Here is a 25,706-nt window from a genome sequence, read left to right on the forward strand (position 1 = left end):
AGAAGTAATTTACCACATTCTTTACATCTGATTTTCTTCATTACTCCACACTCCGTTTCTCTGAAGTATTCATTACTGACCTAGCCACCATTCAAATACTTCTTGCCCTGTTTTCCACTCTGTCGGCAATTCTCGTTTTTTTCTTTCCGTCAACATTCTTTTAAATGTTTTAATATAGTTTGTTTTATGTTTTGGGAATCTCTGAAATTCTACTTCTCTTTGCTTTACTGACTGCATAGGGCAACCGATACATCCCAATCTTGTATATCCTTGATCGTACAGTTTCTTCAGCTAATAATAGAACTGGCTTATTCAAGTGGAGTCACCTCTAATATTTTAATAGCTCTATCTAACGCTTGTCTGTCTTTCTCAGAAAGATATTTATCTGCACTTCTTTTATATTTCAGGCTCGTCAACTTTCCTACAACCTCTTCCTTATTCATAATAATCCTCCTTCGTTCCCATCTCATAGAATACATTTGCTATACTATACATCTCCTGGTCTTCTTCTTTCTTTTCTCCGAAGTATTTATATAAATCTTTCATAGCATCAATTCCGTTCATAGCTTTCACTCCTATTTAGAAACTTTGTATATTCCTCATACCAAGTCAATTTAGTTCTTCCAACCCTTCCATTCCTATTTTTAGCTATTACTATATCTGCATCTCTTTTTATTTCTATATTTGTTCTATCATAGTAGTATTCACGATGTAAAAGCATAATCACATCTGCATCAAATTCTAATTGTGCTGTTTCTCTTAAGTCGCTCATTACTGGTATTTTTACATCCTCGTTTCATTTGCTCTAGATAAACTAGATACTATCAATACAGGAACGTCTAACATTTTAGCCATGTTTTTTATGTCATTTGATACTTGCTCCAATTGACTGCATATCTGATACCGTTTTATTAGGGTCATCATCTATTAATAAGTTTTTATTTAATAAATAGTTACTAGATTGTTTTCTGCCAAAGATAACTGTACCTATAGCTCTAGTTGCATCCTTTCTATTTCCTACGTTCATTCCTTTTCCCCACATATCAAGATAACTATCTATTGCAGTCATAGGATTACTTTGTTTAAGGATATAGGTTCAGCATCATTTTCTAGAAATATCATAGATTTATCTCTTCCACCTATTTCTATTTCGCTTCCATTATCATCCCAATACTCATCTACATCATCAGCTATTCCATTTAATATTACTCCATAGTCTATAGTGTTAAAGGTTACTTGTTTCTTTTTTTGAACCTTCACTTCTGAAAAGTGTTCTATAAATCCAAAGTTGTATTTTACATAATTAGGCGTTGGTTCTTGAGCTGCTTCCAGTCTATTAAATATAGCTTGTTGTATTTTCCATATGGGATGTATTAATGGACTGGTCCTTTACTATAAAATATACTGGCCAGCTTTTGAAACTCTTCATATGCACCTTTTCCTATAAATTCTCCTTTTCCATTTACTTCTCTAGGCTTCATTCCAATATCATCTACCTTATTAATATTAGTGTAAGGGTAATGGTGTATAGCTGTATTTTTTTCAAATCTTAATGAATATGTTCTAGGATTTATTGCCCATGTATAGCTTTTATATTTTAATGGGGATAATTTCAACCTAGCACCACCTTTCAATTCATGTAAAAAGACCACTAACTAATTATCTTAATTCAAAAAGAGACAAGTCAAATAGATAAGGACTTGTCTCTTTGTTTATATGTGTACAATGTGAAATTAAATTTAAATATACTACTGCTTTGAATTTTTATAAACTACTTCTACAAATGCTCTATATGCAAAAATCTTTAGTCGTTTCTGTCGTTCCTTTCGTGAAGGAGTAATGATTCTACGGTGTAACCATTCTAACTTCATTTTTTTCCAAATTTCTGGTGTACGTTTAACTTTTCCTGTAATAACATCTAAACTTCCACCTACACCAAAAGTAACTTTTGCAGGAATTCTATCTTTGTATGTATATATCCACTTGTCTGCTAATGGTGAGCCTAATGCAACAATAAGAATATCTGGTTTTGAGTTTTCAATATCTTCAATTATCTGTGTCTCTTCTTGCTTGTTGAAGAAACCATTATGTCTACCCGCAACTTTAACATTAGGATAATTTTCAGTTACGTATTCCGCCATCTTTTTGTTTACTGATTCCTCTGACCCAAAGAAATAAAAAGACCATCCTCTTTGGTTTCCTAACTTTAACAATTCTAAAAGTAAATCAAAACCAGTAACACGTTCAGGTATTGGATTTCTTTTTAATTTTGACGCTAAAACAATGCCAACTCCATCAGGAGTGATTAAATCAGCCTCAAGTGATATTTTCTTTAATTCGGAGTCTTCCTGAATATCTATCGCAATTTCTGGATTCACAGTGATAATATGAAATGTTTTGCCTTTACATTCCTTAATCTTGTTATCAATTAAATTAACAGTATCCATTAGAGTTAGTTTTGAAAACGAAATTCCTAAAATATTTACATAATTATTCATGTTTTATCTCCACCTTAAAAATCTATATATTAGCCAATTAACGATAAGAATCTTTGCGTCATAGACCTTGTTTTTGTTAATGTGATATAAGAAATCCTTGAACCCTCTACTAGACCCTGGTATTTACTTGTAGTACATTCTGTGTTGGTTTTATAGAAGATACTTTTACATTTTTATGAGGGGTCTGTAGCCATCTCATCAATACCTATATCACGATAATCACTGCCTTTTGTTAAAGGAATTCAGAAAACTCCTTCAAAGGTAAAACTTCCCATACCAAATAATTCATATACACAATATACTATATATACTAATAATAATCAATATGGTTTATAAGTAACCATAGCATAAATATAATAGATAGAACATACACAGAATACAGGGTTAAATTTATCTACTTATCCAACTTATTTATATTTAAGGTATTTCTCATCGATATTTTATATCGATCAAAAACATACCATATATTTTATCCAATTATATCAAAGAGACATACATTTAAAAATGGAGTAGGATTAAAATTTAATCCTACTCCAAATATGTACAATAAGAACTAATAAGAACTAATTTTTTGATACATAACTACTTACTCCTTTCTTATTTATTGATTCATAGATTATCATGCTTTGTACATCATTAATTACTTCTTTTTTATCCATATAAAATGAATTTTAGTATAATAAACTATTTAATTGTTCTACAGTTCTTTGTTTCCCTTGAATGGATTAATTTCATTACTTAATATATCTTCAATTATTATAATTTTAGTATCTTGACCAGAGTGTTTTCTACACACATTTAATATACGCTTACAATCTCTATCAGAATAATCATGTAGAATATTAGATAAAACTATATAATCATAATGTTTATTTAAATTTAATGAAAAAAATCTCCTTTGACAAATCTTATACTACTTACATCATTAAATTCCTTATATTCCTCTCCAATGTTACAAGGAATAGATTTATCAACCACAGTTACTTCACAATTAGGATTAGCCATTAAAATTGCATTAGCCAATCCCCCGCTATTCCCTCCAATATCCAAAATATTCAGGTCTTCAAAATCACATATTTTACTTAAGGTATGTCCTATATCAAAACTAATCGGATAATTGTATCTGGAATATATCTCATACTCAATATCTGATATATAATCAAAGAAACCACCTTTTATTTCTTGATTAATTTTATCCAATAATATTGCTATATTTCTAATAGTATTATTTTACTTCATCTTGAATTTTAAATTCTTTATCTTCAATAAATTTTCATCTGTGGCATAATAACCACTATCTTCATACATTATTAAATTGTGTGCAGCTAGCAAACGTAAAGTCGCATTAAATATATTTTCAGACAAACTACTACTAAATGAATATGCATTTGTATTATCTTGTTTTTTGTATGGTTCGCAATATTCGTCAAAGATAAATATAGCTTCATATAATCTACTATTATCCATTTGTTATTTCCCCTCTATATATTTTATAAGTCCACATATAATAATAAATCGGTGTATTATAAATATCTAATAGCGTGAGACGAACTATGTCCAGAATCATCTTTTCAAATTATATTATTTAGACAAACAAAACAATTAACATAATCATATTATGTAGACCATCTTGAGCTTATGGTTTTAAAAAAGAAAATGGTTGACATAAATATAATATGTCAACCATTTTTCCTTTATAAATTATCTTTTATTCTTCTACTATTTCTTTAATTCTTTTTAATCCTTCTTTAATATTATCCATAGATGTAGCATAAGAAAGTCTTATATATTTATCATCACCAAAAGCGATTCCAGGTACTACCGCTACCTTACTTTCATCTAATAATAGATTAGCAAAATCCATAGAGGAGTTTATCTCTTTACCTCTAATAGTCTTTCCTAATAACTGTGTAAGGTTTACCATTATATAAAATGCACCTTCAGGCTTTCTACAACTTAATCCCTTAATAGAATTTATTGTCTCTGCCATATAGTCTCTTCTCTCAACAAAATGTTTTTTCATCTCTTCTACACTGCCTTGATCTCCTATAAGCCCTTCAACACTTGCATATTGAGATATTGAACATGGATTAGATGTTGCATGGCTTTGAATATTGCTCATTACCTTAACTATCTGTTCATGGGCTGCAGCATATCCAATTCTCCAACCTGTCATAGCATGTGATTTTGACATACCATTAATAACTATTGTTAATCTCTTTATATCCTCATTGAAAGAAGCAATACAAACGTGTTTATTATCATCATAAATTAATTTTTCATAGATTTCATCAGAAATAATAAAGATATTATTCTTTACAGCCCAGTCAGCTATTTCTCTTAATTCTTCTTCAGTATAAATAGCACCTGTTGGATTGCTTGGACTATTTAATATAATAGCTTTTGTCTTATCAGTTAGTACCTTGTTTAAATCTTCTACATTAAATTTAAAATCATTTTCCTCTTTTGTATCTATTAAAACAGGAACCCCATCAGCAAGTCTTACTAATTCAGGATAACTTACCCAATATGGAACAGCATAAATTACTTCATCCCCTGGATTAAGTATTGCCATTAAAGCATTATGTATTGAATGCTTTGCACCACTTGATATTATAATATTACTTGGCTTATAGTCTAGATTATTATCTTTTTTAAATTTTTCACATATAGCTTTTTTAAGTTCAACAATTCCAGAAGCCGGAGTATATCTAGTTAATCCCTCTTTTATTGCTCTAATACCTTCATTTTGGATATTTTCTGGTGTATTAAAATCTGGTTCTCCAGCACCAAAGCTAATAACGTCTATTCCAGAGTCTTTCATAGCCTTTGCCTTTGCAGTAATCTCCAAAGTAATAGAAGGTTCAATTCTTAAGCCCTTTGTTGATAAAATAAAATCCATGAATAATCATACCTCCATAATTATATTTATAATTTTTCCTTATATATATCTTTTAACACATTTTTAACAATAAGTAAAGAATCTTCGAAAGAAGATTTATTTTGTAACAGTAATATCTTATAATGCTTTATACCTTCATCAGTTATTTTATATCTTCTTATGGATCTTTTCTCTGGTTCATCCCACCATCCTTCAATATAACCTTCACTCTCTAATTCTCTAAGTAATGGGTATATCATTCCAGGACTTGGCTCCCATTTATTTTCCAATCTCTTTTTAATCTCATCTTTAATTTTATTACCATAATAAGATTTTTCATTTAATAGATGTAGTATATAGAGCTTTACAAAGGAAGTAGTACCTATTTTTGTGGGAAATTGTCTTTGCCTTTCTCCTTTATATATTGTCACTTATATCCTCTCCTTAAATTGTGGAGTATCATTAATATTAACGAAATAATTACCTAGTAATGAACTTCCATCTTTAGAATCTCCATGGAAATCGGAACCACCAGTAATAATAAGATTGTTCCTCTTTGCAATTTGAATTAAGCAGTTGGTATCCTCCTGATTATGCTTTGAATGGATACATTCTAAGCCATTAATTCCCATTGCAATACAGTGTTGTATAATTTCTTTATTTTTTAATAGACCAGGATGAGCTAAAACTGAAATTCCACCAATATTTTTGATTAAAGCTATGGTTTCACTAATACTTATTTTATATCTATCCGCATAAGCTGGCTTACCTCTATCTAAAAACTTAGTAAAGCCTTCTGATACATTAGAGATATACCCTTTCTTGACCATTGCTCTTGCAATATGGGGTCTGCCTATATATTCCTCTCCCGAAAACTCTATAACATCTTCTAAGGAAAGCTTCATACCTAATTCATTAATTTTCTTAATCATTTCTACTCCACGATTCAACCTTGATTTCTTTAAAGTATCTGTTAATTTTATAAGTTCTGAGTCCTCATAATCTATGAAATACCCTAATATATGCACCTCTTCATCATCGTATACACAACCAAATTCAATACCAGGTATTACTATAAAGTTATTATATCTTTTACTATGTTCCATAGCAATCTTTATTCCAGTTATTGTATCATGATCTGTAATAGCTATACCATCTAAGTTTTTCGCAGCAGCTAAATCTACTACTTCTTCTGGAGAAAACAGTCCATCTGAATGATTTGTATGAATATGTAAATCAAAAAACATTAGTATCATCCTTTTCTTTTAAAGTTATCTCTATTACAAAAAAACCTGCCTTATCGGCAGGTTTTTTATATTATCTTGGTTCAACAATTAACTTAATAGCTGTTCTTTCTTCACCATCTATTATTATATCCGTGAAGGCTGGTACACAAATAAGATCGATTCCACTTGGAGCAACAAATCCTCTTGCAATGGCTACAGCTTTAATAGCTTGATTTAAAGCCCCTGCACCTATGGCTTGAATTTCAGCAGCTCCTTTTTCTCTTAAAACTCCTGCTAAGGCTCCTGCAACAGAATTTGGACTAGATTTTGCTGATACTTTCAATACATCCATTAAAATATCCCCCTCTAACTAAATTTTTTAAATATGATTTTATAGTACTTAATTTTATATTTATTTATTTAAAAAATCATTACTTAGCATATTCAATAGACCTAGTTTCACGAATTACATTTACTTTAATTTGACCTGGATAATCTAATTCAGCTTCAATTCTTTTTACAATATCTCTTGCTGTATGAATCATGCGACTTTCGGAAATTTCTTCAGGTTTTACTAGAATTCTAATTTCACGACCAGCCTGTATTGCATATGATCTTTCTATTCCTTCAAAGGAATTTGCTATCTCTTCAAGTTTCTGTAACCTTTTTATATAGGTTTCAAGGGTTTCTCTTCTTGCACCCGGTCTTGCTGCTGAAATGGCATCTGCTGCTTGTACTAAAACTGCTTCAACAGTTTCAGGTTCACAATCTCCGTGGTGAGCAGCAATTCCATGTAAAACTTCTTTAGATTCTTTATATCTTCTAGCTAAGTCTACTCCGATATCAACATGAGGACCTTCTATTTCATGGTCAACTGCTTTGCCTAAGTCGTGAAGTAAACCTGCTCTTTTTGCAATTTTTATATCTGCTCCTAATTCGGCTGCCATTATTCCAGCAAGATGAGCCACTTCTATGGAATGTTTTAATACATTTTGTCCATAGCTTGTTCTATATTTAAGTCTACCTAGAAGTTTAATTAATTCTGGATGAATTCCATGAACACCTGCATCAAAGGCAGCTTGCTCGCCTTCTTCTCTGATTATATTATCTACTTCTTTTTTAGCTTTTTCAACCATTTCTTCAATTCTAGCAGGATGGATTCTACCATCTACTATAAGCTTTTCTAAAGCAATTCTCGCTATTTCCCTTCTCACAGGGTCAAATCCCGATAAAACTACAGCTTCTGGAGTATCATCAATAATTAAATCAATTCCAGTTAATGTTTCTAGAGTTCTAATATTTCTACCTTCTCTACCAATAATCCTACCCTTCATTTCATCGTTTGGAAGGGCAACAACTGTTACCGTAGTCTCAGCTACATGATCGGCTGCACATTTTTGTATTGCAGTAGATATAATTTCTCTTGCTTTTTTCTCTGCTTCTTCTTTTGCTTTATTCTCAGTTTCTTTAATCATAATAGCAGATTCATGAACTATTTCTTTTCGAATTTCATCTAGTAACAATTCTCTTGCTTCATCTGAGGTTAAACTAGAAAGTCTCTCTAATTCTAAAACTTGTTTTTTATAGATATCATCAATTTCAGCTTCTTTATCTTCAGCTTCTTTAATCTTCTTAGCTAACACGTCTTCTTTTCTTTCAATAGCATCAGATTTTCTATCTATACTCTCTTCTTTATTAATGATTCTTCTTTCAAGTTTTTGAAGTTCGTTTCTACGCTCGCGATTTTCTTTTTCAGCTTCATTTCTAAGCTTATGGATTTCTTCTTTAACTTCTAATAAAAGTTCTTTCTTGCGAGCTTCTCCATCTTTTTCAGCATCTTCAACAATTTTTTTAGCTAACTCTTCAGCATTATTTATTTTACCTTCGCCAATGTTTTTTCTTATTAAGTAACCAGCGATAATTCCAATAATTGCTCCGAGAAGTCCTATTAAAATGTCAATTATCAATAACTAAACACCTCCTATTGTATTAAATTTTCAAGTTTCACACAGCATTTCAAATTTCATTAATTATAAGCATAATAAAAGCTTAATAAATTGAAATAGTAAATATGTATAGAATATACATATAACTCAATTTTATTACTTTTATAAGATAATGTCAAGATGATAATTAGGACGGAATCCTTGTTACAGTACTTTCGGAGCCCTTTAGCTCAATCCTATAACTATTGCTTCCAATAGATGCTAAATGATCATTATGAGTTACCATAATGATTTGTCTATTGAACAGCTCAGATGTTTGTTTTAAAAAGTCTGCCACATTAAATATATATTCATCACTAACGTGTTTAGCAGGTTCATCTAAGATTAATGGACCTGCTATCTTAGGTTTATGAGTCTGTAAAAATGCTATTCTAAGTGCTAAAGAAACAATATCTACAACTCCCCCACCTCTAGACAGTTCAGGCTTAGTTTTAATTAAAATATCTTCAACTTCATTAACTACATAAAATTCTGCATTAGACTTTCCTCTTTGTTCTTCTATTTCAATTAAAAATCTAATATCTGATTCAAATATATACTGTAAACATTTAGTTACTAAAGATTCAATCTGATTTTTAGACTGTTCTCTAGCAAATTCAGAAGTTTTTTGAAACAATATACAAACTTTGGACAGCAAATCTAAGTTTTCTTCTATTTCAATAAGTGAGTTCTTTGACATACTCAATTGCTCTTTAATCTTATCTCTCTTTCCAGATTCTCGAGCTAAATGTTCTTTTAATTTAATTAAAGAATTGTCTAATTCATTTATATTAGTTACCATTTAATCACTTCTTTTCTAATATATCTTTAGGTAGTAATGCATTTGCTTCTTGAAACAGTCTATCTATATCCAAAGTCAGCTTACTTATTTCACTTTCTAATTCTTCAGGTTTTATACCAAGGGCATTTAATTCTTTGATAATTTCATCTTCCTGTTGATTTAATTGTTCTAATCTTGCTTCAGCTTTGTATTTTAGATTTTTAGCCTTTTCTAAGTTTTCTCTTAAATTATTAAGTTCTTTTTCATAATCCATGATAATACCTCCTAATTATAATGATCTATAATATGATTTATTTTCTCATTGTCTATGGTACTAAAACATAAAGGACAAACCTCTTGTTTTAATAATATTTTCTTGTATTGAAGAACTTGTTTTTCCACTTGATTCTTATACTTATCCTGCAATACTTTTGTTTGCATAATTTCATCCCTATTAGAAATATAGTTAGTATATAATCGATTTAAAGTAAAGAGAAGATTAATTGCTTCTTGAAGTCTATTATAAATCATAGTTGCATTATCTACCCCTTGTAGTCTATCAACATATTGTGTTCCTATGGCTAAACTTTTATTAAGGGAAGAAATTTGTTTCTCTAATATCGTTAGTTTACTCAATTCTTTAATATTATTATCAATTTTACTGACATGGTTTTGTAAAATATCCATAGAAGCTAATTTACTACATATTGATTTTATATCCTTAATTTCAAAACTTAAGCTTTGAGACTTTAAATTATAATTAATTAAATTAATTCTTAAATCATATAATGAAGTCATTTTTACCATATGATTTTCAATTGATTCAATATCCTTTAAAGAATCTAAAATAAGTTTAGTACTAGATTTATTTACTAATAGCCTATTGAAGACATCCTTTAGCTTGTTTAAGCTTCCATATTTACTAAGGCTTAGGGAAATATTATTTAATACTTTATCTAATAAATTTATGCCACTAAGGCTTTCTATGTAATAATTCACTTTACTTTTCTCTTGAGAAATAGATGTAAGTTTTGTTAGTAAGGCCTTATATCTATCGATAGATATACTTTTTTCCTTTATTTGTTTTCTTATGTCATCTATGTGGTTAAGGTTATTATTTAATTCTTCTAGATAATCATATTCTAATAATTCATCTTCTAATTGATTTATACTATCTTCTATATTCTTCTTAGTATTAGATAGATTACGACTATCCCTTAGAGCTTCCCTTAGGGCATCATCAATAATATTAACCCCTACAAGTCTACCAATGGAACTTGCCCTAGTAGATGTCTTTTCTGATAATAGAAAGGCTCCCTCCAACTGATCACTTAAATTTATTGCCTTGGATAAATCACTATCTAATAATATTTTCTTTATACCTATTTTTTCCGTAATCTCATAAGGAACTGAAGTACCGAAGCCTTCAAATTTAGTCTCATTATTATCTGAGTCGTAAAGAAAATAGGCATTTTTACTTTTACTTCTGTATCTCTTTATCTTTGTTCCATCATTGAAGACAATTGTAACACTACATTCCTGTTCACCTTCTCTAATAAAATAATCTCCTGAAGGTTCATTATAAAGTGCCCATCTTATTCCCCTAAGAATTGCAGTTTTTCCACTATCAGATGGACCTAGAATAACATTTAATTGATCATCAAATTCTAGAACTGAGTACTTATGAGATTGAAAGTTTTCTAAGATTACTTTTTCAATATATATCATATTAATCACCATTTAATCCCTTCATTTGAATCAAAGCAATCCTTCTAAGGGCTTCGACTTTTATTTCTTCACCAACATCTTCAGCCGTAGAAACTTCAATTAACACTTCATTTATATCCATTTTCTCAAAATCTAAAGTGGCATCTATGGTTTGTTTAAATTCTGCCATTCTTTCATTTTTAAATAAGTTCTTTTCTATCTCCTGTCTATCTAAAACATCTGTACCTGGTGATGCGCTTTGTAAAGGAATTTCTCTTATTTTAATATCTTCCTCTAATTCTATTATTATTACCTTTGGTATTCTCTCTATTTCTCTTAAACTATTTGTGACTCTAACTAGGCTGCCAGGATTAATAAAGAATTTGTCATCAATTTTAGTAGTCTTAAATCCAGAATGATAGTGACCACAGAGGGTAATATCTGCTAAAGTATCTTTTATATCATCTATTAAAGTATAAGGTACTCCCTTTATAAAAGGTTTATCTAGTAACATACCATGAACCATATGTATGGAAAAATTCACATCATTATCTACATCTTTTAATATATAATAATCTCTTTTATCTAATGCATCAATATCATATACATAGGGCTGGCCTGTTAATTGAATTTTTATATTATCCTTTTGAAGAAAGATTTTATCACCGGATTTAACTAGATTAACTACTCCTAATGCATCTAATAATCCTAACATGGTTCTATTAACTGTATCAGGATTATGACCATATATATCATGATTTCCACTTATTAGATAAAATGGAACTTGTATCTTGTCTAAAATCATTGCAAATTTACTAGCCACTGCTATAGATACATCAGGTCTATCAAATAAATCTCCGCCATGTAATACAAAGTCTATCTTATTCTTTTTTATTATTTCGTTAATTTCAATTAATTTCTGTTCTAATGTGTCTACAAATATATCTTTTCTATTTTTAGGAGTATTGCCTCTAATATGAGTATCTGTAAAAAATAATAATTTCATATATAACACCTCACAAATAAACCTCCTATTATGTTAGGAGGTTTATGTTTATTTATCTTGATTCTCTGAATTGTTATCTGTATCTATGGAATCTGTGGGCTCTGTGTTATCATCAATCAAACCAAATTCAGCACGAATTTTATTTTCAACCTCTAAAGCTACCTCTGGATTTTCCCTTAAGAAATCTTTAGCATTTTCTCTTCCTTGTCCAAGCTTATGCTCATTATAGCTATACCAAGAGCCAGATTTATTTATAATATTAGCAGCTACACCAGTATCCAGAATATTACCTTCTCTAGATATACCAATACCATACATAATATCAAATTCTGCTTGTTTAAAAGGTGGTGCTAATTTGTTCTTTACCACTTTTACCCTAGTTCTATTTCCAATAATATCATCACCTTGTTTTAGAGATTCTATTCTTCTTATATCTAATCTTATACTTGCATAGAACTTCAGAGCTCTACCTCCTGTAGTAGTCTCAGGACTACCAAACATAACTCCAACTTTTTCTCTAAGTTGATTAATAAATATTACAGTAGAATTAGATTTATTAATTGTACCTGCTAATTTTCTAAGGGCTTGAGACATAAGTCGAGCTTGAAGCCCAATATGACTATCTCCCATTTCACCTTCTATTTCTGCCTTAGGAACTAAAGCAGCAACAGAGTCAATAACTACTATATCTATAGCTCCACTTCGCACTAGAGCTTCTGCTATCTCTAAAGCTTGTTCCCCTGTATCAGGTTGAGATATTATTAGGTTCTCAATATCTACACCTAATCTTTTAGCATATGCAGGATCTAAAGCGTGTTCAGCATCTATAAAGGCAGCAATACCACCAAGTTTCTGAGCCTCTGCAGCTATATGAAGAGTAACTGTAGTTTTACCAGAGGACTCGGGACCAAATATTTCAATAATTCTTCCCCTTGGAATTCCGCCAATTCCTAAGGCAATATCAAGATCTAAAGATCCTGTAGGTATCACATCAATATTTAATTTTGAATCCTCTCCCAAACGCATGATTGATCCTTTTCCAAATTGTTTTTCAATCTGACTTAAGGCCAAATCTAAGGCTTTTTTCTTTTCGCTGTTATCCATCATAGTACTCCAGTTATACTGGATTCACCCCTTTCATATTTCGAACATTAGTTCCAATTATATATTATAACAAAATAGGATTTAAGTCAATGATTTATTTAATAAAAAGCTTCTTAACTCGCCGAAGGCTTTAGTGACAGTTTTATTTTGTATAGCTTCTCTATTTCCAGTAAAATTACATTTAATAACAGTAGAATTTTCCTTACAGGATATGCATAAATATACTAATCCTATTGGCTTTTCTCTATTATCACCAGTAGGACCAGCAATTCCAGTAACAGATAGGGCTATATCTAAATTAGCCTTAATCCTAAGACCATTGGCCATTTCCATAGCCGTTTCTTCACTTACAGCTCCAAAGTTTTCTAATGTACTAGGATTGACGCCTAGTTCTTCAACTTTAGAATCATTGCTATATGATATAACACCTCTATCAAATACTTCAGACACTCCAGGTATTCGACCAAAACGACCGCTTATTAAGCCACTGGTACAAGATTCACAAAAACCGATTTTATATTTTCTTTCCTTCAACATATTAAATACTACAACTTCTATGGGAATATTATCAAATCCATAAATATATTTATGAAATCTATTCTGTAGTATATTGATTATATTATTGATTTTTTCTTTTATTAATTCTTTATCGTTTCCTTTACCTATTATTTTTATTTCTGTTTCACCTTCTTTAGCAAATGTAGCTATCATAATAGAAGAATCACTATTTATTAAGTCTTTAATATCCATTTCCAATTGAGACTCACCTATGCCAATTAAGTTTACAGATTTTTTTATAATATGATAATCTTCATGAATACGGGGTATTACTTCGTTTTTAAACATTAGTTTCATTTCTCTAGGAGGACCTGGAAGCATTATTATCTTTTTATTATCTTTAGATAGAAAGATTCCAGGGGCTGTGCCTATGGAGTTATTCAGAAACTCACTTCCCTCTAATTTATAGGCCTGTTTAATATTATTAGATGGCATAGATCTATTTTGCTTATTAAATATATCCTTAATAGATTTTTCCATATCATTATCACTAACCAGCTTTAAGTTTAAAGACTCAGCTATGACTTCCCTAGTCATATCGTCATCTGTAGGTCCTAATCCACCAGTAGTAATTATAATGTCTGACCTTTTCAATGCTATATTCATAATATCTTTAACTCTATCTTTATTGTCATCAACAGAAGTATGATAATATGTTTCAATACCTATTTCGAGTAATTTGCCAGAAATATACTGACTATGAGTATTTAAAGTACTACCTGTAGTAATCTCAGTTCCTATTGTAATAATCTCTGCTATCATATTTAATCACCTTTTATTTTATACCCATTTTCAGGGCTGATTTATTTCTATATATATAGTCTACTCCAGATAGCATGGTAAAAAACAATGAAATATATAACATAATCATATCAAATGGAAAATTAATTGAATTAAAAGGAAAATTATTAAGCAATAATGATATTATAGCTACTAATTGAGTAATAGTCTTAATTTTTCCCAAAGGACTTGCTGCTATAGTTATCCCTTCAGAAGCTGCAATTACTCTAAATCCTGTAATGGTAAATTCTCTAGCGATAATAGCTACTACTACCCATCCAGGAATAACACCTAATTCAACAAGAGAAATTAATGCAGCAGAAACCAAAACTTTATCTGCTAAAGGATCTATAAATTTTCCAAAGTTAGTGATCATATTTCGGCTTCTAGCAATATATCCATCTAATGTATCAGTTAAGGATGCAATAATAAAAACACCGGCAGCTAGATAAGTGCTATATTTCATATCAGAATATAATACCAGCATAAAAACAGGAACTAAAAATACTCTAAAAATAGTTATTTTATTTGCTAAATTCATTTAATTACCTCCCCTATTAAGTCATATTCTAAAGAATCAGTGATTTTAACTGTGACAAAATCACCTAAATCTATATCTTGGGAAGAATTAATATATACAACTCCATCAATATCAGGACTATCCATATATGTTCTACCTATATAAGAGTTTTCTTCAGAAAGTTCTTCTACTAAGACATCAAAAACATTACCAACTTTATCAGACATAATTTCCTCTGAAATATTTTGTTGAAGCATCATAATCTTGTTTTTTCTCATTTCTTTTACTTCTTCTGATACTTGATCTGGAAGATTATATGCAGGAGTATCTTCTTCTCGAGAATAAGCAAAGACTCCTAATCTATCAAACTTTATATCTTTAATAAAGGTATAAAGTTCATTAAATTCTTCTTCTGTTTCTCCAGGAAATCCTACAATAAAAGTTGTTCTAATTACTATACCTGGTATCTCCTGCCTTAATTTGTTTATTAAAGAGATTATGTCCTCTTTAGATGTTTTCCTATTCATTCTTTTTAAAACATTATTGCTCATATGTTGTAATGGAATATCAACATATTTAACTACTTTTTCATTATTCTTTATAGATTGGATTAATCTATTATTAAAATTATCAGGATATAAATATAATACCCTAATCCACGAGATACCATTTATACTATTTAACTTATCTAACAATTTATATAAAGAGTATTCACCATATAAATCTATTCCATAATCGGAAGTATTTTGTCCAATTAAGATTATTTCTTTAGTTCCATTATTAGCAAGATTTTCTACTTCTTTAAATATATCTTCTATTTTTCTGCTACGATGTTTTCCTCTTAATTTTGGAATAATACAATATGTGCAGAAATTATCACAGCCCTCAGAAATTCTCACATATTCGGTAATATTGAAATTAATTCGATTTACTTCCTCTAAATAGTCTGTATTTATATTTCCTGTCTTTTTAATTTTTTGATTTTCCATTTCTAATTCTTTAATAATAGATGATATTTCCTTAATATTGCCAGGACCTACTACTGCATCAATATCAGTAATCTCATCCATTAATTCTTGAGCATATCTTTCTGCTAAACATCCTGACAGTATTAAATATTTACAATTACCTTCAACCTTATACTTTGTCATTTCCCAAATTGTTTCTATCGATTCTTCCTTTGCCTTATCTATGAATCCACAAGTATTTACAATAATAGTTTCTGCTTCGTCTAAGGAATTAGCTACTGTATAGTTATTATCTGTTAATATACTTATCATTAACTCTGAATCAATTTCATTTTTTGAACAACCTAAAGTTATCATAGAAATTTTTTTTAATTTCATTTTATCTCTCCTTAGTTATTAAGTCTAAATCATCGGGTGATAATAACACTTTTCTAGGTTTACTTCCCTCGTATCCTCCTACAACTCCTCTCTCTTCCATTTCATCTACTATTCTGGCAGCCCTAGCATATCCTATTTTTAATTTTCTTTGCAACAAAGATATGGAGGCCTGTCCTTCCTCCACTACTAATTCTATTGCCTTAGGAAGTAATTCGTCACTATCACTAAATTGTATTTCCTTAGGACTTTCTATTACTTCAATAATATCTTCATCATACTCTGTAATATCTTGTGCCTTTAGTGCATTTACTACAGATTCTACTTCTTCATCTGATATAAAGGCACCTTGCAGCCTAACAGGTTTAGAATAGAAGGAAGGATAGAATAACATATCACCTTTCCCCAGCAATTTTTCAGCACCTGACATATCTAATATGGTTCTAGAGTCAATTTGTGACGATACAGCAAAGGATATTCTTGAAGGTATATTGGCCTTTATGGTTCCAGTGATAACATCTACAGAGGGCCTTTGAGTAGCTACAATTAAATACATTCCTGCTGCCCTAGCCATTTGAGCTAACCTACATATATAGTCCTCAATTTCCTGTGCCGCAACCATCATTAAATCAGCCAACTCATCAATGATTATAACTATCATAGGCAGTTTTTCTTCTCCATTTTCCTTAACCTTATTATTATAAGAACTAATATCTCTTACGTTGTTTTGGGCAAATAGCTTATATCTTTTTTCCATTTCTTCTACAGCCCAATTTAGTGCAAAAGAAGCTTTCTTTGCATCAGTTACAACTGGGATTAGCAAATGTGGTATACCGTTATAAATATTTAACTCTACTACTTTAGGGTCAATCAATAAAAGTTTAACATCTGCTGGAGAAGACTTATATAAAATACTCATAATAATAGTATTAATACAAACAGATTTTCCTGAACCAGTAGCACCAGCAATAAGTAAATGTGGCATTTTATCAATGGTAGAAACCACTGAGTTTCCAGATACATCCTTACCAAGGGCTAAAGGTATTTGAGAATCTAAACTATTGTAGGCTTCTGACATAATAATTTCTCGAAGCAATACACTACTTTTAGCTTTATTTGGAACTTCAATTCCTACAACTGATTTACCTGGTATAGGTGCTTCAATTCGTATATCTGATGATGCTAGACTTAGAGCTATATTATCAGATAAAGAAACAATTTTACTCAATTTTATACCAGGAGAAGGCTGTAATTCATAACAGGTTATAGTAGGACCTTTATTGATTTGATTAATAGTAGCATCAATACCAAAGTTTCTCATGGTTTCTTCAATAATTTTAGCATTGTTTAATATTTCTTTTTTATCGTTTCCATCTTGATTGGCTGTAGGTAGCTTTAGTAATGATAGTGATGGAATATCATATGTAGAAACTTGAGTTTTTTCTTTTTTACTTTCTATTTCTTCACTTATAGTATTTAATGCTAAATTATTTGACTCATCTTTGAAATTTATTTCTTTAATCTCTTTAATTAAATTTTTCTTTTCCTCTCTAGAGGAATCTTTAATATGAATATCTTCTTTAATTTGCTTTGGCTCCTTATCATTAACTATCTTTGGCTTACGCTTTTTATTCATTTGATTTTGAGATTTGCTGCCGATTATAGATATTATGTCTTTAATTTTAACATTTGTAATTATTAATAAGTTGATAATTACTATAAACATTAAAACTAAATAAGAACCAATGGCTCCAAAGAGCCTATAAAAGAAAAAACCAAAAAAGCTTCCTATTAATCCGCCACCTTTTCCAATCTTACTCAACTCTATTGCATTATCCATTCTATCAAGAAAAGAGTAGTCAAAGGGATTTATTCCATCAAGTAATATTAGCATACTTAGAAAAATAAATCCCATGGATAAAATAATGTTTTTTTCTTTAAGGTCTATATTATCTAAAATAAAAGTTATACCCACTAATATTATAACTAAAGGGAAAAAATAACTTCCGAATCCCATAAAGGAAAAAGTAGTGCCTCGAATTATAGATCCAATAATTCCCATCTTAAAACTAAATAAACTTATTATGGAAACTATTCCAATTCCAATAATAATCATACCTATAATATCTCTATTAAAGCCATTTTTTTCTTGTATCTTTTTTGTAGTTTTTTTCTTCGTTTTTTTCTTATTTTTTTCCAGATGAATACCCCCTTTAAACTACATACTGTAGTTATTATAGCATAATTTGGAATTCTATTCTATTGATTTTTCTCATCTATTAATTCCTTAAGTTTTTTTAAAGCCTGTGAAAACCCACCAACTTCATCTATTAATTTATATTTAACAGCTTCTTCCCCTACTAATATAGTGCCAACGTCATTTGCTATTTCATCTGTAGAATACATCAGTTCATTTAAAGTTTCACTGGAGATATTAGATGTCCTTAGAATAAAATTTATGATTCTTTGCTGCATCTTTTGAAAATATCTAAATGTCTGTGACACACCAATAACTAAGCCAGTAGTCCTAATTGGATGTATAGTCATAGTTGCAGTAGGAGCAATGAAGGAATGGTCTGTAGATGTGGCTAAAGGAACTCCTATACTATGTCCTCCCCCTAAGACTAAGGATACCTTTGGTTTGTCTACTGAGTTGATTAATTCAGATAAAGCTAATCCAGCTTCCACGTCTCCCCCTACTGTGTTTAAGATAATGAAAATACCTTCAATTTTCGGATCCTGTTGTGCTGCTATTAATAATGGGATAATATGTTCATATTTTGTCGCCTTCTTATCATTAGGAGCAATGGAGTGGCCTTCTATTTCTCCTATTATAGATATGAATTGGATATTATTTTTTGTTTCTGGAATACTAGGTACGCCCATTTCTTTAATATTGTCTATATTATCTTCTTTGTCTTGTACATCCTTTCCTTTATTTTCATCATTATCATTTTTATTTGTCATCTTTTTCCTCCTATAAATTAATATATCATTTATAGGATTTACTTTAAAACCAATAATATTCAAAAGTAAAAGAAGTTTCTATCTAAACACTTTCGCTATAAAGAAATACATATATCTAATTAGATATATGTATTAAATATAAGGCGGTTTAGTTTTTAATCTAGTTCTATTATAATCATGTCATAGCCTATTTTTCTAATAGTATTCCAGGGTATTTCAAATCCATTACTATCCAGTCCAAACAATTTAAAGCTTAATCTTTTTTCTGGTACTAATAAAGATATGATCTTACCTGTATCTTCACTGACTAAAAAATCGCTGTCTAATATTAGACCTAGTCTGCCGCCATTATTTAGATTAACGATTTCTTTTTGTCCTAGTTCTGATAATCGCATACAATCTCCTCCTAGTTATCTATATTAAATAATATTCTAGGAAAATAAAAATATGTATTATCAATTATGATAACATCTCATTAGATATAATGTCCTAAATGTCCAAATTCTCCTTCATTTTAAGACTACTATGAATACATCATAAGGAAACCCTGTGAGATTGTAAATAAGTTATAAAATGGTGATGATAAAGTTAAATTTATATCATAACCATATAAAAAAGACTAATAGATTTGATTTGAATCCATTAGTCAGATTTTATAAATATAATTCTAAAAATAAACTTCAGAAATAACACAAATTATTTCTTTAATATTCTACATTATTTCCTACCAGTGCTACCAAACCCTCCACGAGAATCATTACCTAAATCATCAACTTCTTCAAATTTTATTACAGGTTGATGCTCTATAATACGAAATTGGCAAATTCTATCATTAACATTTATTTCAGTATCACGAACAGCTAATGCTGGAAACTTCCATTCATCTTCATTTGAGCAATAGCTTTCATCTATAACTCCACAATGATTAGTCTGTATAATGCCAAAACTCTTAAATGTACTACTTCTAGGAACTAGAAGTGCTTCAAATCCCTTAGGTAGTTCCATTGCCACCCCTAGAGGAATTAATTTAAATTCTCCTTTTTTCATCTTGACATTTTCTGCTGCTCTTAAATCTATCCAATCACTTTTTCCGTCAATGTATCTTAATTTTTCAATTTCATCACTTAAATATTTAATCTTAATGTTTTCCATAAGTTAAACTTTCCTTTCATTGTTATTGTATATTTATAGTAAACAACAGTATAGTAAATATAAACCTCATATATCAATAGTTCTTATGCTATTAGCAAGAGTTATTCCATGCTTTAAGGTATAGACATAAATAAGCCCGTAGGTAATTCAAAGCTGCTTTTATTAATTATATTTATATTCATAATCTTTCTCCTCTAAAATAGTATATTTTTCATTTGATCTTCAATTTTGTCTTTGTTCTTGATATTTCCTACATAGGCTATATTAATCTTTTGTTTATTAAAAATTATATTAGCTATCTTTTCGATACTATCCATATTTACATTATCAATCTTATTTAATATTTCCTCCTGTGTTTGAACTCTATTAAAAATAGATAAGGATTTACCAATTTCATACATCCTACTAAAGGTTCCTTCCATGCCAAGAACATAGCTGCCTTTAAGTTGTTCTTTAGATTTATCTAATTCTTCCTTTGATATTAAGTTATTTTTAATATCTTTTATTTCTTCTTCAATATAACCTATTGTCTTTAATAATTGTGATGGATGTAGTCCCGCATATATATTAAATATTCCAGTGTCTTTATATGATGATGGATATGATTCAACTGCATAGGCTAGTCCTAGATCTTCACGTATCTTTTGAAACAATCGTGAACTCATGGTTCCGCCAAATACATTATTTAATACTAACAATGATTCTATATCATTATTAACTATGGGTAATCCCTCCATGCCAATGCAAAGATGTAACTGCTCAGTATCTTTTTCTATTCCTTTTAAGTTATTAGTAAAACCATATACATTGTTAGCCCTTTGATTTCTTAATTCTGATTTATCATAGTTTCCAAAATGATGATTTAATAGTTTTAAAACTTCTTTAGTATCTATATTTCCTGCTAATGATATGACTATATCTTCAGATCTATAATTATTCTCAAAGTAATTTATAATCTTTTCTCGATTGAAGTTCTTAATGTTTTTTTCTGTACCTAGTATTGGATAAGCATAAGATGTATTCTTAAATATTATTTCATTAAGAAGCTCACTAGCCACATCCTCAGGAGAATCTTGATACATATTTATTTCTTCTATTACTACTGTCTTTTCCTTTTCAATATCTGATTCTAAAAACTCAGAATTAAATAACATATCTCCTAGAACATCTATGGCAATATCTATATGATTAAATAACACTTTTGCATAGTAACAAGTACTATCCTTACTAGTAAAAGCATTTAGATGTCCCCCTATATTATCTATTGACTCTGCTATATCTTTAGCTGTCCTTTTTTTAGTTCCTTTAAATAACATATGTTCTATAAAATGAGACACTCCGTTATTTTCCCTATTCTCTTTCATAGAGCCATTATCAATAATAACTCCAATAGAAACAGAGTTGACATGGGGTATATTCTCCATAACAACTCTTATACCATTATCTAACTTATTTATTAAATACATATTTTCCTCCAGTGTTACTATTAGTTTTTTATTACATTACTTATTGTACCAATATTATAGCCATTTTCAAATAGGTATTTTATTATTCCTGGTAATGCCTTAACTGTTTCTGCAGTAGGATGCATCAAAACTATGGCTGAATTATGGGCTTTTTGTGTCACTCTCCTAAATATTATATCTGAAGTACTATCTTGTCTCCAGTCTATAGTATCTATACTCCACATTATAAGTTCATATCCCAAATCTTTTGCTGCCTTTACTGTATTATCATTATATGCTCCTGATGGTGGCCCAAAATACTTTGAATCAATTCCTAAAGTCTCTTTTATTATATCATGAGCCTTTTGAATTTCTTCTTTATTTCGATCATAATTTAATTTATCATAATCAATATGACTATACCCATGATTTCCAATTTCATGCTTAGCACTATAAATATCTTTTAATATATCTTTATTTTTTTCTGCCCACTTTCCTGTTACAAAATATGTGATCTTAATATTATTCTCTTCAAAGATTTTTAACATTTCTGGGATATATTCATTTCCCCAGTCTACATTACAGGCAAAAGCTATTACTTTTTCATCTATATTACCTTGATAATAGACATCAGAATTAAATGTTTCCTCTGCTTTGTTATAAACACCAAACATAATCAAACTTATAATTCCTAATAATGCTATAACTACAATAGTGAACAAAGTCTTTTTTCTTATTATAAATAATCTCATCTACATCCCTCCAATATACTTTATAATATATATATTCAAAGGATAATTTAATATACTAAATAAAAAACATTGATAATTTAACTTAACTTGTAAAAATTAGTTATTTTTTATCTTGATTCATTTTTCCTTTTTTGCTATAAATATCTTGGTGATATTACGGCTAGTAAAACTATTAAAATTAAAGATATCTTCAAAGATTATTGGGATGCCTTTATTGCTCAGGGGTATCCCATTCGTTCTGCTGTTTTAAAAAATGTTGATAGAATCATCAAGTAAGAATGTGGATATTCACTTTGGGTTCCTCATTTCATTGTTAAACAACTAGAAGAAGATAATTTATTTGATGGACTTGATCCATCTATTCCACCACAACCTGATTGTCAAGTTTGTGAAGGTACTATGACTCCAAAATCTTATACTGGAATTCATGGTGTTTATTACAAATACAAAAAATAATCTAATTTTAACATTAGTTTTTTTTACATGTCTATTTTTTTGAGGCTGCCTTTTTTCATTTAATAGGAAAAGTAGAACTTTCCTATTAAAATCGAGTAGGGCGAAATAAATCGCCCTCTCACACCACCAGTACTTACGGTTCCGTATACGGCGGTTCAACTAAATCTAACATTACGTCTGTGTAAGTAGTAATCTAAAGACATATTAATCCTCTTTGGGTTAATATGTCTTTAGATATCGCTCTTACTACACAGGTTTTCGTTACTACAAAATAGTACCTGTCTCCACAATATGAAGTTAGTCTTGCTAGGTCTTTGTTTACTCCCAACTTTTGTAATCCCCATTGCCTTTTAGATGGTACTTCCCATATTTTCCAGATTATCATTCTTAACCTTGTTCTTAAGTGAGCATCTATTCTTGTTAGCACACCTTTTATTGAACCAATTAAAAAATAGTTGACCCATTTTCTTATGGTCAGTTCTTTTAACTTTAACTCTAGTCTTTTGATTGAATCTTGATGAGGTCTCGCTTCCCATGTTTTGTCTTTTGAGTCTTTCCAAAATCCGAATCCTAGATATTTTAGTTGCCAAGGATTGATGATTTTACTTTTACTTGCATTCACCTTTAATCCTAGTTTTCTTTCTATCCAGTTGGTTATTGATTCCATCACTCTTGTGGCAGCTGCTTTGCTTCCTACAAAGATTAAACAGTGAGTAGACCTAAGGAACCTCCCCTTAAGTCCCTCTTAGACCCGTACGTGAACCTCTCAGCTCATACGGCTCCCATTATCCAGCCGATGGTAGTATTCCAAGCTTCCAGTGTGCGAACAGATTCTTATCACGCTTTGCTATTGTGCCAAGCCAATGCTCAGCACGACGCCTTGCTTTTCGCTTCTTGTATTTTCTACGAGCCCAATTTACAAGACACCCATTAATATATCGTAATACACCATAAATCTCTGATTTGTAAAAATGCGTGTAATAATTAATCCATCCCTGTATCTGCCTATTAAACATATTTGCTATGTCCTATAAGTTCTTATCAGGCTTCAGTTGCAATTTCCAACTTCGAACTTCTTTACGTATTGATTTCTTCGATTTCTCACCAATAGCTGGTAGGAAGTTTGTAAAGAATTTCCCATATTTATTCTTTGCATGCCTTGGTCTGAATGTATATCCTAGAAAATCAAAGGATGTGTACTCATGATTTCCCTTTCGGTCTTCATCTTTGCAATACACGGTTCTTGTCTTCTCCAAATTCAATTCTAGCCCAAACATCAAAAATTGTTCTTCTAACCTTAATGTGCACTCTACTCCTTTCCGCTAACTTAGTTTTTGTCTTAATTTTGTAAGCCTTGGACTCATTTACGTTTTGTCTGTACTTGGTCAGACTAACTAAGCTACGTACATTACATTTCGTGCTGTTTAGTTGTTCGGTTCTTCACTATTTCTAGCTACTATGACTTCTGCTGACTTCTCATTATTCGTTGTTACTACTGTTTCGCTAATGAGACCTCACGGGTTAAGTTACATATCTTTCATCGTTTACTTGCAGGGTTTACGCGTTAGGGTTAGGGTTACGGTTACCTTTTGGACTTTGTTGTTTTCAGCCAACTTATCCGCCTAACTCGCCTTGTATCTTGTTTCTGTTCGTCAAGCCACGATTTGACTATTGCTTCCTCTATCCCACACCTCACGATGTGAAACTTGCAAGTTGCTATGAGATTCGTCGATAACTACGCTCTGTAAGGACTTTCACCTTAGAAGTGTAACATGCCTGTCAAACTGAAAAAAGAGCTGCGTTATAGCAACTCTTATCAATAAATCATATATAATTGACTATCTCTCTAATTCCATGATAGTCAAATTCGAGTACAACCTCAGCAAAAACACCAGTAGATAACCGTAAAGAGTTAGTAATCCAGTGTTTATCAGCAAATTTCCCCTTTTGAAATTCAAAATAACAAAAGCTCGTTCGTTAGTCATTTGTATATCAATACTCCTCTTTTAACTATCTTCTCACTGGCAAATTTTCCTTTATGAGCATTCGAAATTGAAATTTAGGAATATTTTTATTCTTTATTTATATGATTCATACAAATAAAGATTGCTATCGCTGTAGCAATTAAAAATTCCGCAAAGATAACAGATGAATTCCATATCTTAAAATAAAAACGCCCAATAACATATACCGCAAAGAATAAGAGATAAACTCCAACACAATAAATAATGCAATGTTGAATAATGCCACGTTTTTTCTCTCTGAGCAACATTTGTTGCTGCTGTTTTTCTAATATTTCAGTCTTTATGGATAATTCATCTATTTCTGAAGGCTTTAAAAGATAATCTGTTGTAACATCAAAAATATTACTCAATTCAACTATTTTATCCAACTTTGGTATAGCTTGACCCGACTCCCATTTTGATATGGATTGTCTTAAAACATTAAGTTGTTCTGCCCCTAATGAGGTTAGTAAGAACTTTAATTATATTATAAATGTATTCTACTATTTATCTATGATATTTTAAGTTTCACTGTATAGCGT

The 25,706-nt window shown here is 30.2% G+C and carries 34 protein-coding genes and 1 pseudogene; all 35 read right to left on the reverse strand.

The features are described 5' to 3' along the window. Positions 1-72 precede the first annotated feature (72 nt). Positions 73-237, reverse strand: a complete 165-nt coding sequence (locus RBU61_RS07610) for a hypothetical protein (RefSeq protein ID WP_308879044.1) — start codon at positions 235-237, stop codon at positions 73-75. A 71-nt stretch (positions 238-308) separates the two neighbouring features. Then, the gene (locus RBU61_RS07615; RefSeq protein ID WP_308879045.1) at positions 309-443 is read right to left on the reverse strand and encodes a hypothetical protein; all 135 of its coding nucleotides are present in this window, start codon (positions 441-443) and stop codon (positions 309-311) included. Beyond that, positions 436-564 (reverse strand): hypothetical protein, encoded by a 129-nt coding sequence (locus tag RBU61_RS07620; protein ID WP_308879046.1) that lies wholly within the window; start codon positions 562-564, stop codon positions 436-438. The genes RBU61_RS07615 and RBU61_RS07620 overlap by 8 nt, the downstream gene beginning before the upstream one ends. Next, positions 551-781, reverse strand: coding sequence for a DnaB-like helicase C-terminal domain-containing protein (locus RBU61_RS07625; protein ID WP_374212519.1), 231 nt, complete (start codon positions 779-781; stop codon positions 551-553). The genes RBU61_RS07620 and RBU61_RS07625 overlap by 14 nt, the downstream gene beginning before the upstream one ends. 2 nt (positions 782-783) lie before the next feature. Beyond that, positions 784-924, reverse strand: coding sequence for a DnaB-like helicase C-terminal domain-containing protein (locus tag RBU61_RS19550; protein ID WP_374212496.1), 141 nt, complete (start codon positions 922-924; stop codon positions 784-786). Beyond that, positions 866-1,027, reverse strand: coding sequence for a hypothetical protein (locus RBU61_RS07630; RefSeq protein WP_308879050.1), 162 nt, complete (start codon positions 1,025-1,027; stop codon positions 866-868). Before RBU61_RS07630 ends, RBU61_RS19550 begins: the two co-directional genes overlap by 59 nt. 38 nt (positions 1,028-1,065) lie before the next feature. Further along, positions 1,066-1,260: a hypothetical protein gene (locus tag RBU61_RS07635; RefSeq protein WP_308879051.1), complete on the reverse strand. Its 195-nt coding sequence runs from the start codon at positions 1,258-1,260 to the stop codon at positions 1,066-1,068. Positions 1,261-1,373: 113 nt separating this feature from the next. Next, positions 1,374-1,616 carry a DNA circularization N-terminal domain-containing protein gene (locus RBU61_RS07640; protein WP_308879052.1) on the reverse strand — a complete coding sequence of 81 codons (243 nt, stop codon included), beginning with the start codon at positions 1,614-1,616 and terminating at the stop codon, positions 1,374-1,376. A gap of 132 nt (positions 1,617-1,748) precedes the next feature. Beyond that, positions 1,749-2,498: a WecB/TagA/CpsF family glycosyltransferase gene (locus RBU61_RS07645; protein WP_308879053.1), complete on the reverse strand. Its 750-nt coding sequence runs from the start codon at positions 2,496-2,498 to the stop codon at positions 1,749-1,751. Between the two features lie 697 nt (positions 2,499-3,195). Then, complete coding sequence (locus RBU61_RS19555) at positions 3,196-3,405, reverse strand: methyltransferase (RefSeq protein ID WP_374212520.1); 210 nt, start codon at positions 3,403-3,405, stop codon at positions 3,196-3,198. Further along, positions 3,378-3,698 (reverse strand): methyltransferase, encoded by a 321-nt coding sequence (locus RBU61_RS07650; RefSeq protein WP_308879054.1) that lies wholly within the window; start codon positions 3,696-3,698, stop codon positions 3,378-3,380. Before RBU61_RS07650 ends, RBU61_RS19555 begins: the two co-directional genes overlap by 28 nt. 30 nt (positions 3,699-3,728) lie before the next feature. Continuing rightward, positions 3,729-3,965, reverse strand: a complete 237-nt coding sequence (locus RBU61_RS07655) for a hypothetical protein (protein WP_308879055.1) — start codon at positions 3,963-3,965, stop codon at positions 3,729-3,731. Positions 3,966-4,206: 241 nt separating this feature from the next. Then, positions 4,207-5,400 carry a pyridoxal phosphate-dependent aminotransferase gene (locus tag RBU61_RS07660; RefSeq protein ID WP_308879056.1) on the reverse strand — a complete coding sequence of 398 codons (1,194 nt, stop codon included), beginning with the start codon at positions 5,398-5,400 and terminating at the stop codon, positions 4,207-4,209. 26 nt (positions 5,401-5,426) lie between these two features. Next, a complete protein-coding gene (locus RBU61_RS07665; RefSeq protein WP_308879057.1) occupies positions 5,427-5,810 on the reverse strand; it encodes a PadR family transcriptional regulator in 384 nt (127 codons plus the stop codon). Next, complete coding sequence (locus RBU61_RS07670; protein WP_308879059.1) at positions 5,811-6,626, reverse strand: PHP domain-containing protein; 816 nt, start codon at positions 6,624-6,626, stop codon at positions 5,811-5,813. A gap of 70 nt (positions 6,627-6,696) precedes the next feature. After that, on the reverse strand, positions 6,697-6,957 hold the full coding sequence (locus RBU61_RS07675) for a stage V sporulation protein S (protein ID WP_308879060.1): 261 nt from the start codon (positions 6,955-6,957) through the stop codon (positions 6,697-6,699). Positions 6,958-7,036: 79 nt separating this feature from the next. After that, positions 7,037-8,572, reverse strand: a complete 1,536-nt coding sequence (rny, locus tag RBU61_RS07680) for a ribonuclease Y (RefSeq protein WP_308879061.1) — start codon at positions 8,570-8,572, stop codon at positions 7,037-7,039. Between the two features lie 166 nt (positions 8,573-8,738). Continuing rightward, positions 8,739-9,392, reverse strand: coding sequence for an ATPase (locus tag RBU61_RS07685; protein ID WP_308879062.1), 654 nt, complete (start codon positions 9,390-9,392; stop codon positions 8,739-8,741). Between the two features lie 4 nt (positions 9,393-9,396). Next, a complete protein-coding gene (locus tag RBU61_RS07690) occupies positions 9,397-9,645 on the reverse strand; it encodes a hypothetical protein (RefSeq protein WP_308879063.1) in 249 nt (82 codons plus the stop codon). Between the two features lie 11 nt (positions 9,646-9,656). Next, entirely contained in the window at positions 9,657-11,111 is a 1,455-nt protein-coding gene (locus tag RBU61_RS07695) for an AAA family ATPase (protein ID WP_308879064.1), read from the reverse strand. Further along, a complete protein-coding gene (locus tag RBU61_RS07700) occupies positions 11,101-12,084 on the reverse strand; it encodes a metallophosphoesterase (RefSeq protein WP_308879065.1) in 984 nt (327 codons plus the stop codon). Before RBU61_RS07700 ends, RBU61_RS07695 begins: the two co-directional genes overlap by 11 nt. 48 nt (positions 12,085-12,132) lie before the next feature. Then, the gene (gene recA, locus RBU61_RS07705) at positions 12,133-13,191 is read right to left on the reverse strand and encodes a recombinase RecA (RefSeq protein WP_308879066.1); all 1,059 of its coding nucleotides are present in this window, start codon (positions 13,189-13,191) and stop codon (positions 12,133-12,135) included. Between the two features lie 78 nt (positions 13,192-13,269). Beyond that, a complete protein-coding gene (locus RBU61_RS07710) occupies positions 13,270-14,508 on the reverse strand; it encodes a competence/damage-inducible protein A (protein WP_308879068.1) in 1,239 nt (412 codons plus the stop codon). Between the two features lie 13 nt (positions 14,509-14,521). Next, positions 14,522-15,067, reverse strand: coding sequence for a CDP-diacylglycerol--glycerol-3-phosphate 3-phosphatidyltransferase (gene pgsA, locus RBU61_RS07715; protein ID WP_308879070.1), 546 nt, complete (start codon positions 15,065-15,067; stop codon positions 14,522-14,524). Next, complete coding sequence (rimO, locus tag RBU61_RS07720) at positions 15,064-16,392, reverse strand: 30S ribosomal protein S12 methylthiotransferase RimO (protein ID WP_308879071.1); 1,329 nt, start codon at positions 16,390-16,392, stop codon at positions 15,064-15,066. The genes pgsA and rimO overlap by 4 nt, the downstream gene beginning before the upstream one ends. A 1-nt stretch (position 16,393) precedes the next feature. Continuing rightward, on the reverse strand, positions 16,394-18,505 hold the full coding sequence (locus tag RBU61_RS07725) for a DNA translocase FtsK (protein ID WP_308879072.1): 2,112 nt from the start codon (positions 18,503-18,505) through the stop codon (positions 16,394-16,396). A 143-nt stretch (positions 18,506-18,648) separates the two neighbouring features. Further along, the gene (locus RBU61_RS07730) at positions 18,649-19,356 is read right to left on the reverse strand and encodes an ATP-dependent Clp protease proteolytic subunit (protein ID WP_308879073.1); all 708 of its coding nucleotides are present in this window, start codon (positions 19,354-19,356) and stop codon (positions 18,649-18,651) included. Positions 19,357-19,511: 155 nt separating this feature from the next. Continuing rightward, positions 19,512-19,751, reverse strand: a complete 240-nt coding sequence (locus tag RBU61_RS07735; RefSeq protein ID WP_308879074.1) for a YlmC/YmxH family sporulation protein — start codon at positions 19,749-19,751, stop codon at positions 19,512-19,514. Between the two features lie 322 nt (positions 19,752-20,073). Continuing rightward, positions 20,074-20,508 carry a deoxyuridine 5'-triphosphate nucleotidohydrolase gene (locus RBU61_RS07740; RefSeq protein WP_308879076.1) on the reverse strand — a complete coding sequence of 145 codons (435 nt, stop codon included), beginning with the start codon at positions 20,506-20,508 and terminating at the stop codon, positions 20,074-20,076. A gap of 194 nt (positions 20,509-20,702) precedes the next feature. Then, positions 20,703-21,974, reverse strand: coding sequence for a pitrilysin family protein (locus RBU61_RS07745; RefSeq protein WP_308879078.1), 1,272 nt, complete (start codon positions 21,972-21,974; stop codon positions 20,703-20,705). A 20-nt stretch (positions 21,975-21,994) separates the two neighbouring features. After that, positions 21,995-22,705, reverse strand: a complete 711-nt coding sequence (locus RBU61_RS07750) for a polysaccharide deacetylase family protein (RefSeq protein WP_308879079.1) — start codon at positions 22,703-22,705, stop codon at positions 21,995-21,997. A 649-nt stretch (positions 22,706-23,354) separates the two neighbouring features. After that, on the reverse strand, positions 23,355-23,828 hold the full coding sequence (locus RBU61_RS07755; protein ID WP_308879080.1) for a group II intron maturase-specific domain-containing protein: 474 nt from the start codon (positions 23,826-23,828) through the stop codon (positions 23,355-23,357). A 118-nt stretch (positions 23,829-23,946) separates the two neighbouring features. Next, positions 23,947-24,177, reverse strand: a complete 231-nt coding sequence (locus RBU61_RS19560) for a group II intron maturase-specific domain-containing protein (RefSeq protein WP_374212497.1) — start codon at positions 24,175-24,177, stop codon at positions 23,947-23,949. Between the two features lie 12 nt (positions 24,178-24,189). Next, entirely contained in the window at positions 24,190-24,441 is a 252-nt protein-coding gene (locus RBU61_RS07760) for a hypothetical protein (RefSeq protein WP_308879081.1), read from the reverse strand. 791 nt (positions 24,442-25,232) lie between these two features. Further along, positions 25,233-25,607: pseudogene (locus RBU61_RS07765) on the reverse strand (helix-turn-helix domain-containing protein); the annotation flags it as partial. Positions 25,608-25,706 lie beyond the last annotated feature (99 nt).

Origin of the sequence: Tissierella sp. MB52-C2 (assembly GCF_030931715.1) — a bacterium.
Taxonomy (GTDB): Bacteria; Bacillota; Clostridia; order Tissierellales; family Tissierellaceae; genus Tissierella.

Excerpts from the sequence above, each read along its gene's own strand:
- recA (WP_308879066.1), bottom strand. The coding sequence starts at position 13,191 with ATGATGGATAACAGCGAAAAGAAAAAAGCCTTAGATTTGGCCTTAAGT.
- RBU61_RS07740 (WP_308879076.1), bottom strand. The coding sequence starts at position 20,508 with ATGGAAAACATTAAGATTAAATATTTAAGTGATGAAATTGAAAAATTA.
- RBU61_RS07675 (WP_308879060.1), bottom strand. The coding sequence starts at position 6,957 with ATGGATGTATTGAAAGTATCAGCAAAATCTAGTCCAAATTCTGTTGCA.
- RBU61_RS07615 (WP_308879045.1), bottom strand. The coding sequence starts at position 443 with ATGAATAAGGAAGAGGTTGTAGGAAAGTTGACGAGCCTGAAATATAAA.
- RBU61_RS07755 (WP_308879080.1), bottom strand. The coding sequence starts at position 23,828 with ATGGAATCAATAACCAACTGGATAGAAAGAAAACTAGGATTAAAGGTG.
- RBU61_RS19550 (WP_374212496.1), bottom strand. The coding sequence starts at position 924 with ATGATGACCCTAATAAAACGGTATCAGATATGCAGTCAATTGGAGCAA.
- pgsA (WP_308879070.1), bottom strand. The coding sequence starts at position 15,067 with ATGAATTTAGCAAATAAAATAACTATTTTTAGAGTATTTTTAGTTCCT.
- RBU61_RS07620 (WP_308879046.1), bottom strand. The coding sequence starts at position 564 with ATGAACGGAATTGATGCTATGAAAGATTTATATAAATACTTCGGAGAA.
- RBU61_RS07710 (WP_308879068.1), bottom strand. The coding sequence starts at position 14,508 with ATGATAGCAGAGATTATTACAATAGGAACTGAGATTACTACAGGTAGT.
- RBU61_RS07645 (WP_308879053.1), bottom strand. The coding sequence starts at position 2,498 with ATGAATAATTATGTAAATATTTTAGGAATTTCGTTTTCAAAACTAACT.
- RBU61_RS07660 (WP_308879056.1), bottom strand. The coding sequence starts at position 5,400 with ATGGATTTTATTTTATCAACAAAGGGCTTAAGAATTGAACCTTCTATT.
- RBU61_RS07670 (WP_308879059.1), bottom strand. The coding sequence starts at position 6,626 with ATGTTTTTTGATTTACATATTCATACAAATCATTCAGATGGACTGTTT.
- RBU61_RS07690 (WP_308879063.1), bottom strand. The coding sequence starts at position 9,645 with ATGGATTATGAAAAAGAACTTAATAATTTAAGAGAAAACTTAGAAAAG.
- RBU61_RS07630 (WP_308879050.1), bottom strand. The coding sequence starts at position 1,027 with ATGAACGTAGGAAATAGAAAGGATGCAACTAGAGCTATAGGTACAGTT.
- RBU61_RS07745 (WP_308879078.1), bottom strand. The coding sequence starts at position 21,974 with ATGTATTTAATAAATAAGTTAGATAATGGTATAAGAGTTGTTATGGAG.
- rimO (WP_308879071.1), bottom strand. The coding sequence starts at position 16,392 with ATGAAATTAAAAAAAATTTCTATGATAACTTTAGGTTGTTCAAAAAAT.
- RBU61_RS07750 (WP_308879079.1), bottom strand. The coding sequence starts at position 22,705 with ATGAGATTATTTATAATAAGAAAAAAGACTTTGTTCACTATTGTAGTT.
- RBU61_RS07685 (WP_308879062.1), bottom strand. The coding sequence starts at position 9,392 with ATGGTAACTAATATAAATGAATTAGACAATTCTTTAATTAAATTAAAA.
- RBU61_RS07730 (WP_308879073.1), bottom strand. The coding sequence starts at position 19,356 with ATGACAAATAAAAATGATAATGATGAAAATAAAGGAAAGGATGTACAA.
- RBU61_RS07725 (WP_308879072.1), bottom strand. The coding sequence starts at position 18,505 with ATGATTATTATTGGAATTGGAATAGTTTCCATAATAAGTTTATTTAGT.
- RBU61_RS07735 (WP_308879074.1), bottom strand. The coding sequence starts at position 19,751 with ATGCGATTATCAGAACTAGGACAAAAAGAAATCGTTAATCTAAATAAT.
- RBU61_RS07610 (WP_308879044.1), bottom strand. The coding sequence starts at position 237 with ATGCAGTCAGTAAAGCAAAGAGAAGTAGAATTTCAGAGATTCCCAAAA.
- RBU61_RS07700 (WP_308879065.1), bottom strand. The coding sequence starts at position 12,084 with ATGAAATTATTATTTTTTACAGATACTCATATTAGAGGCAATACTCCT.
- RBU61_RS19560 (WP_374212497.1), bottom strand. The coding sequence starts at position 24,177 with ATGTTTAATAGGCAGATACAGGGATGGATTAATTATTACACGCATTTT.
- RBU61_RS07695 (WP_308879064.1), bottom strand. The coding sequence starts at position 11,111 with ATGGTGATTAATATGATATATATTGAAAAAGTAATCTTAGAAAACTTT.
- RBU61_RS07655 (WP_308879055.1), bottom strand. The coding sequence starts at position 3,965 with ATGGATAATAGTAGATTATATGAAGCTATATTTATCTTTGACGAATAT.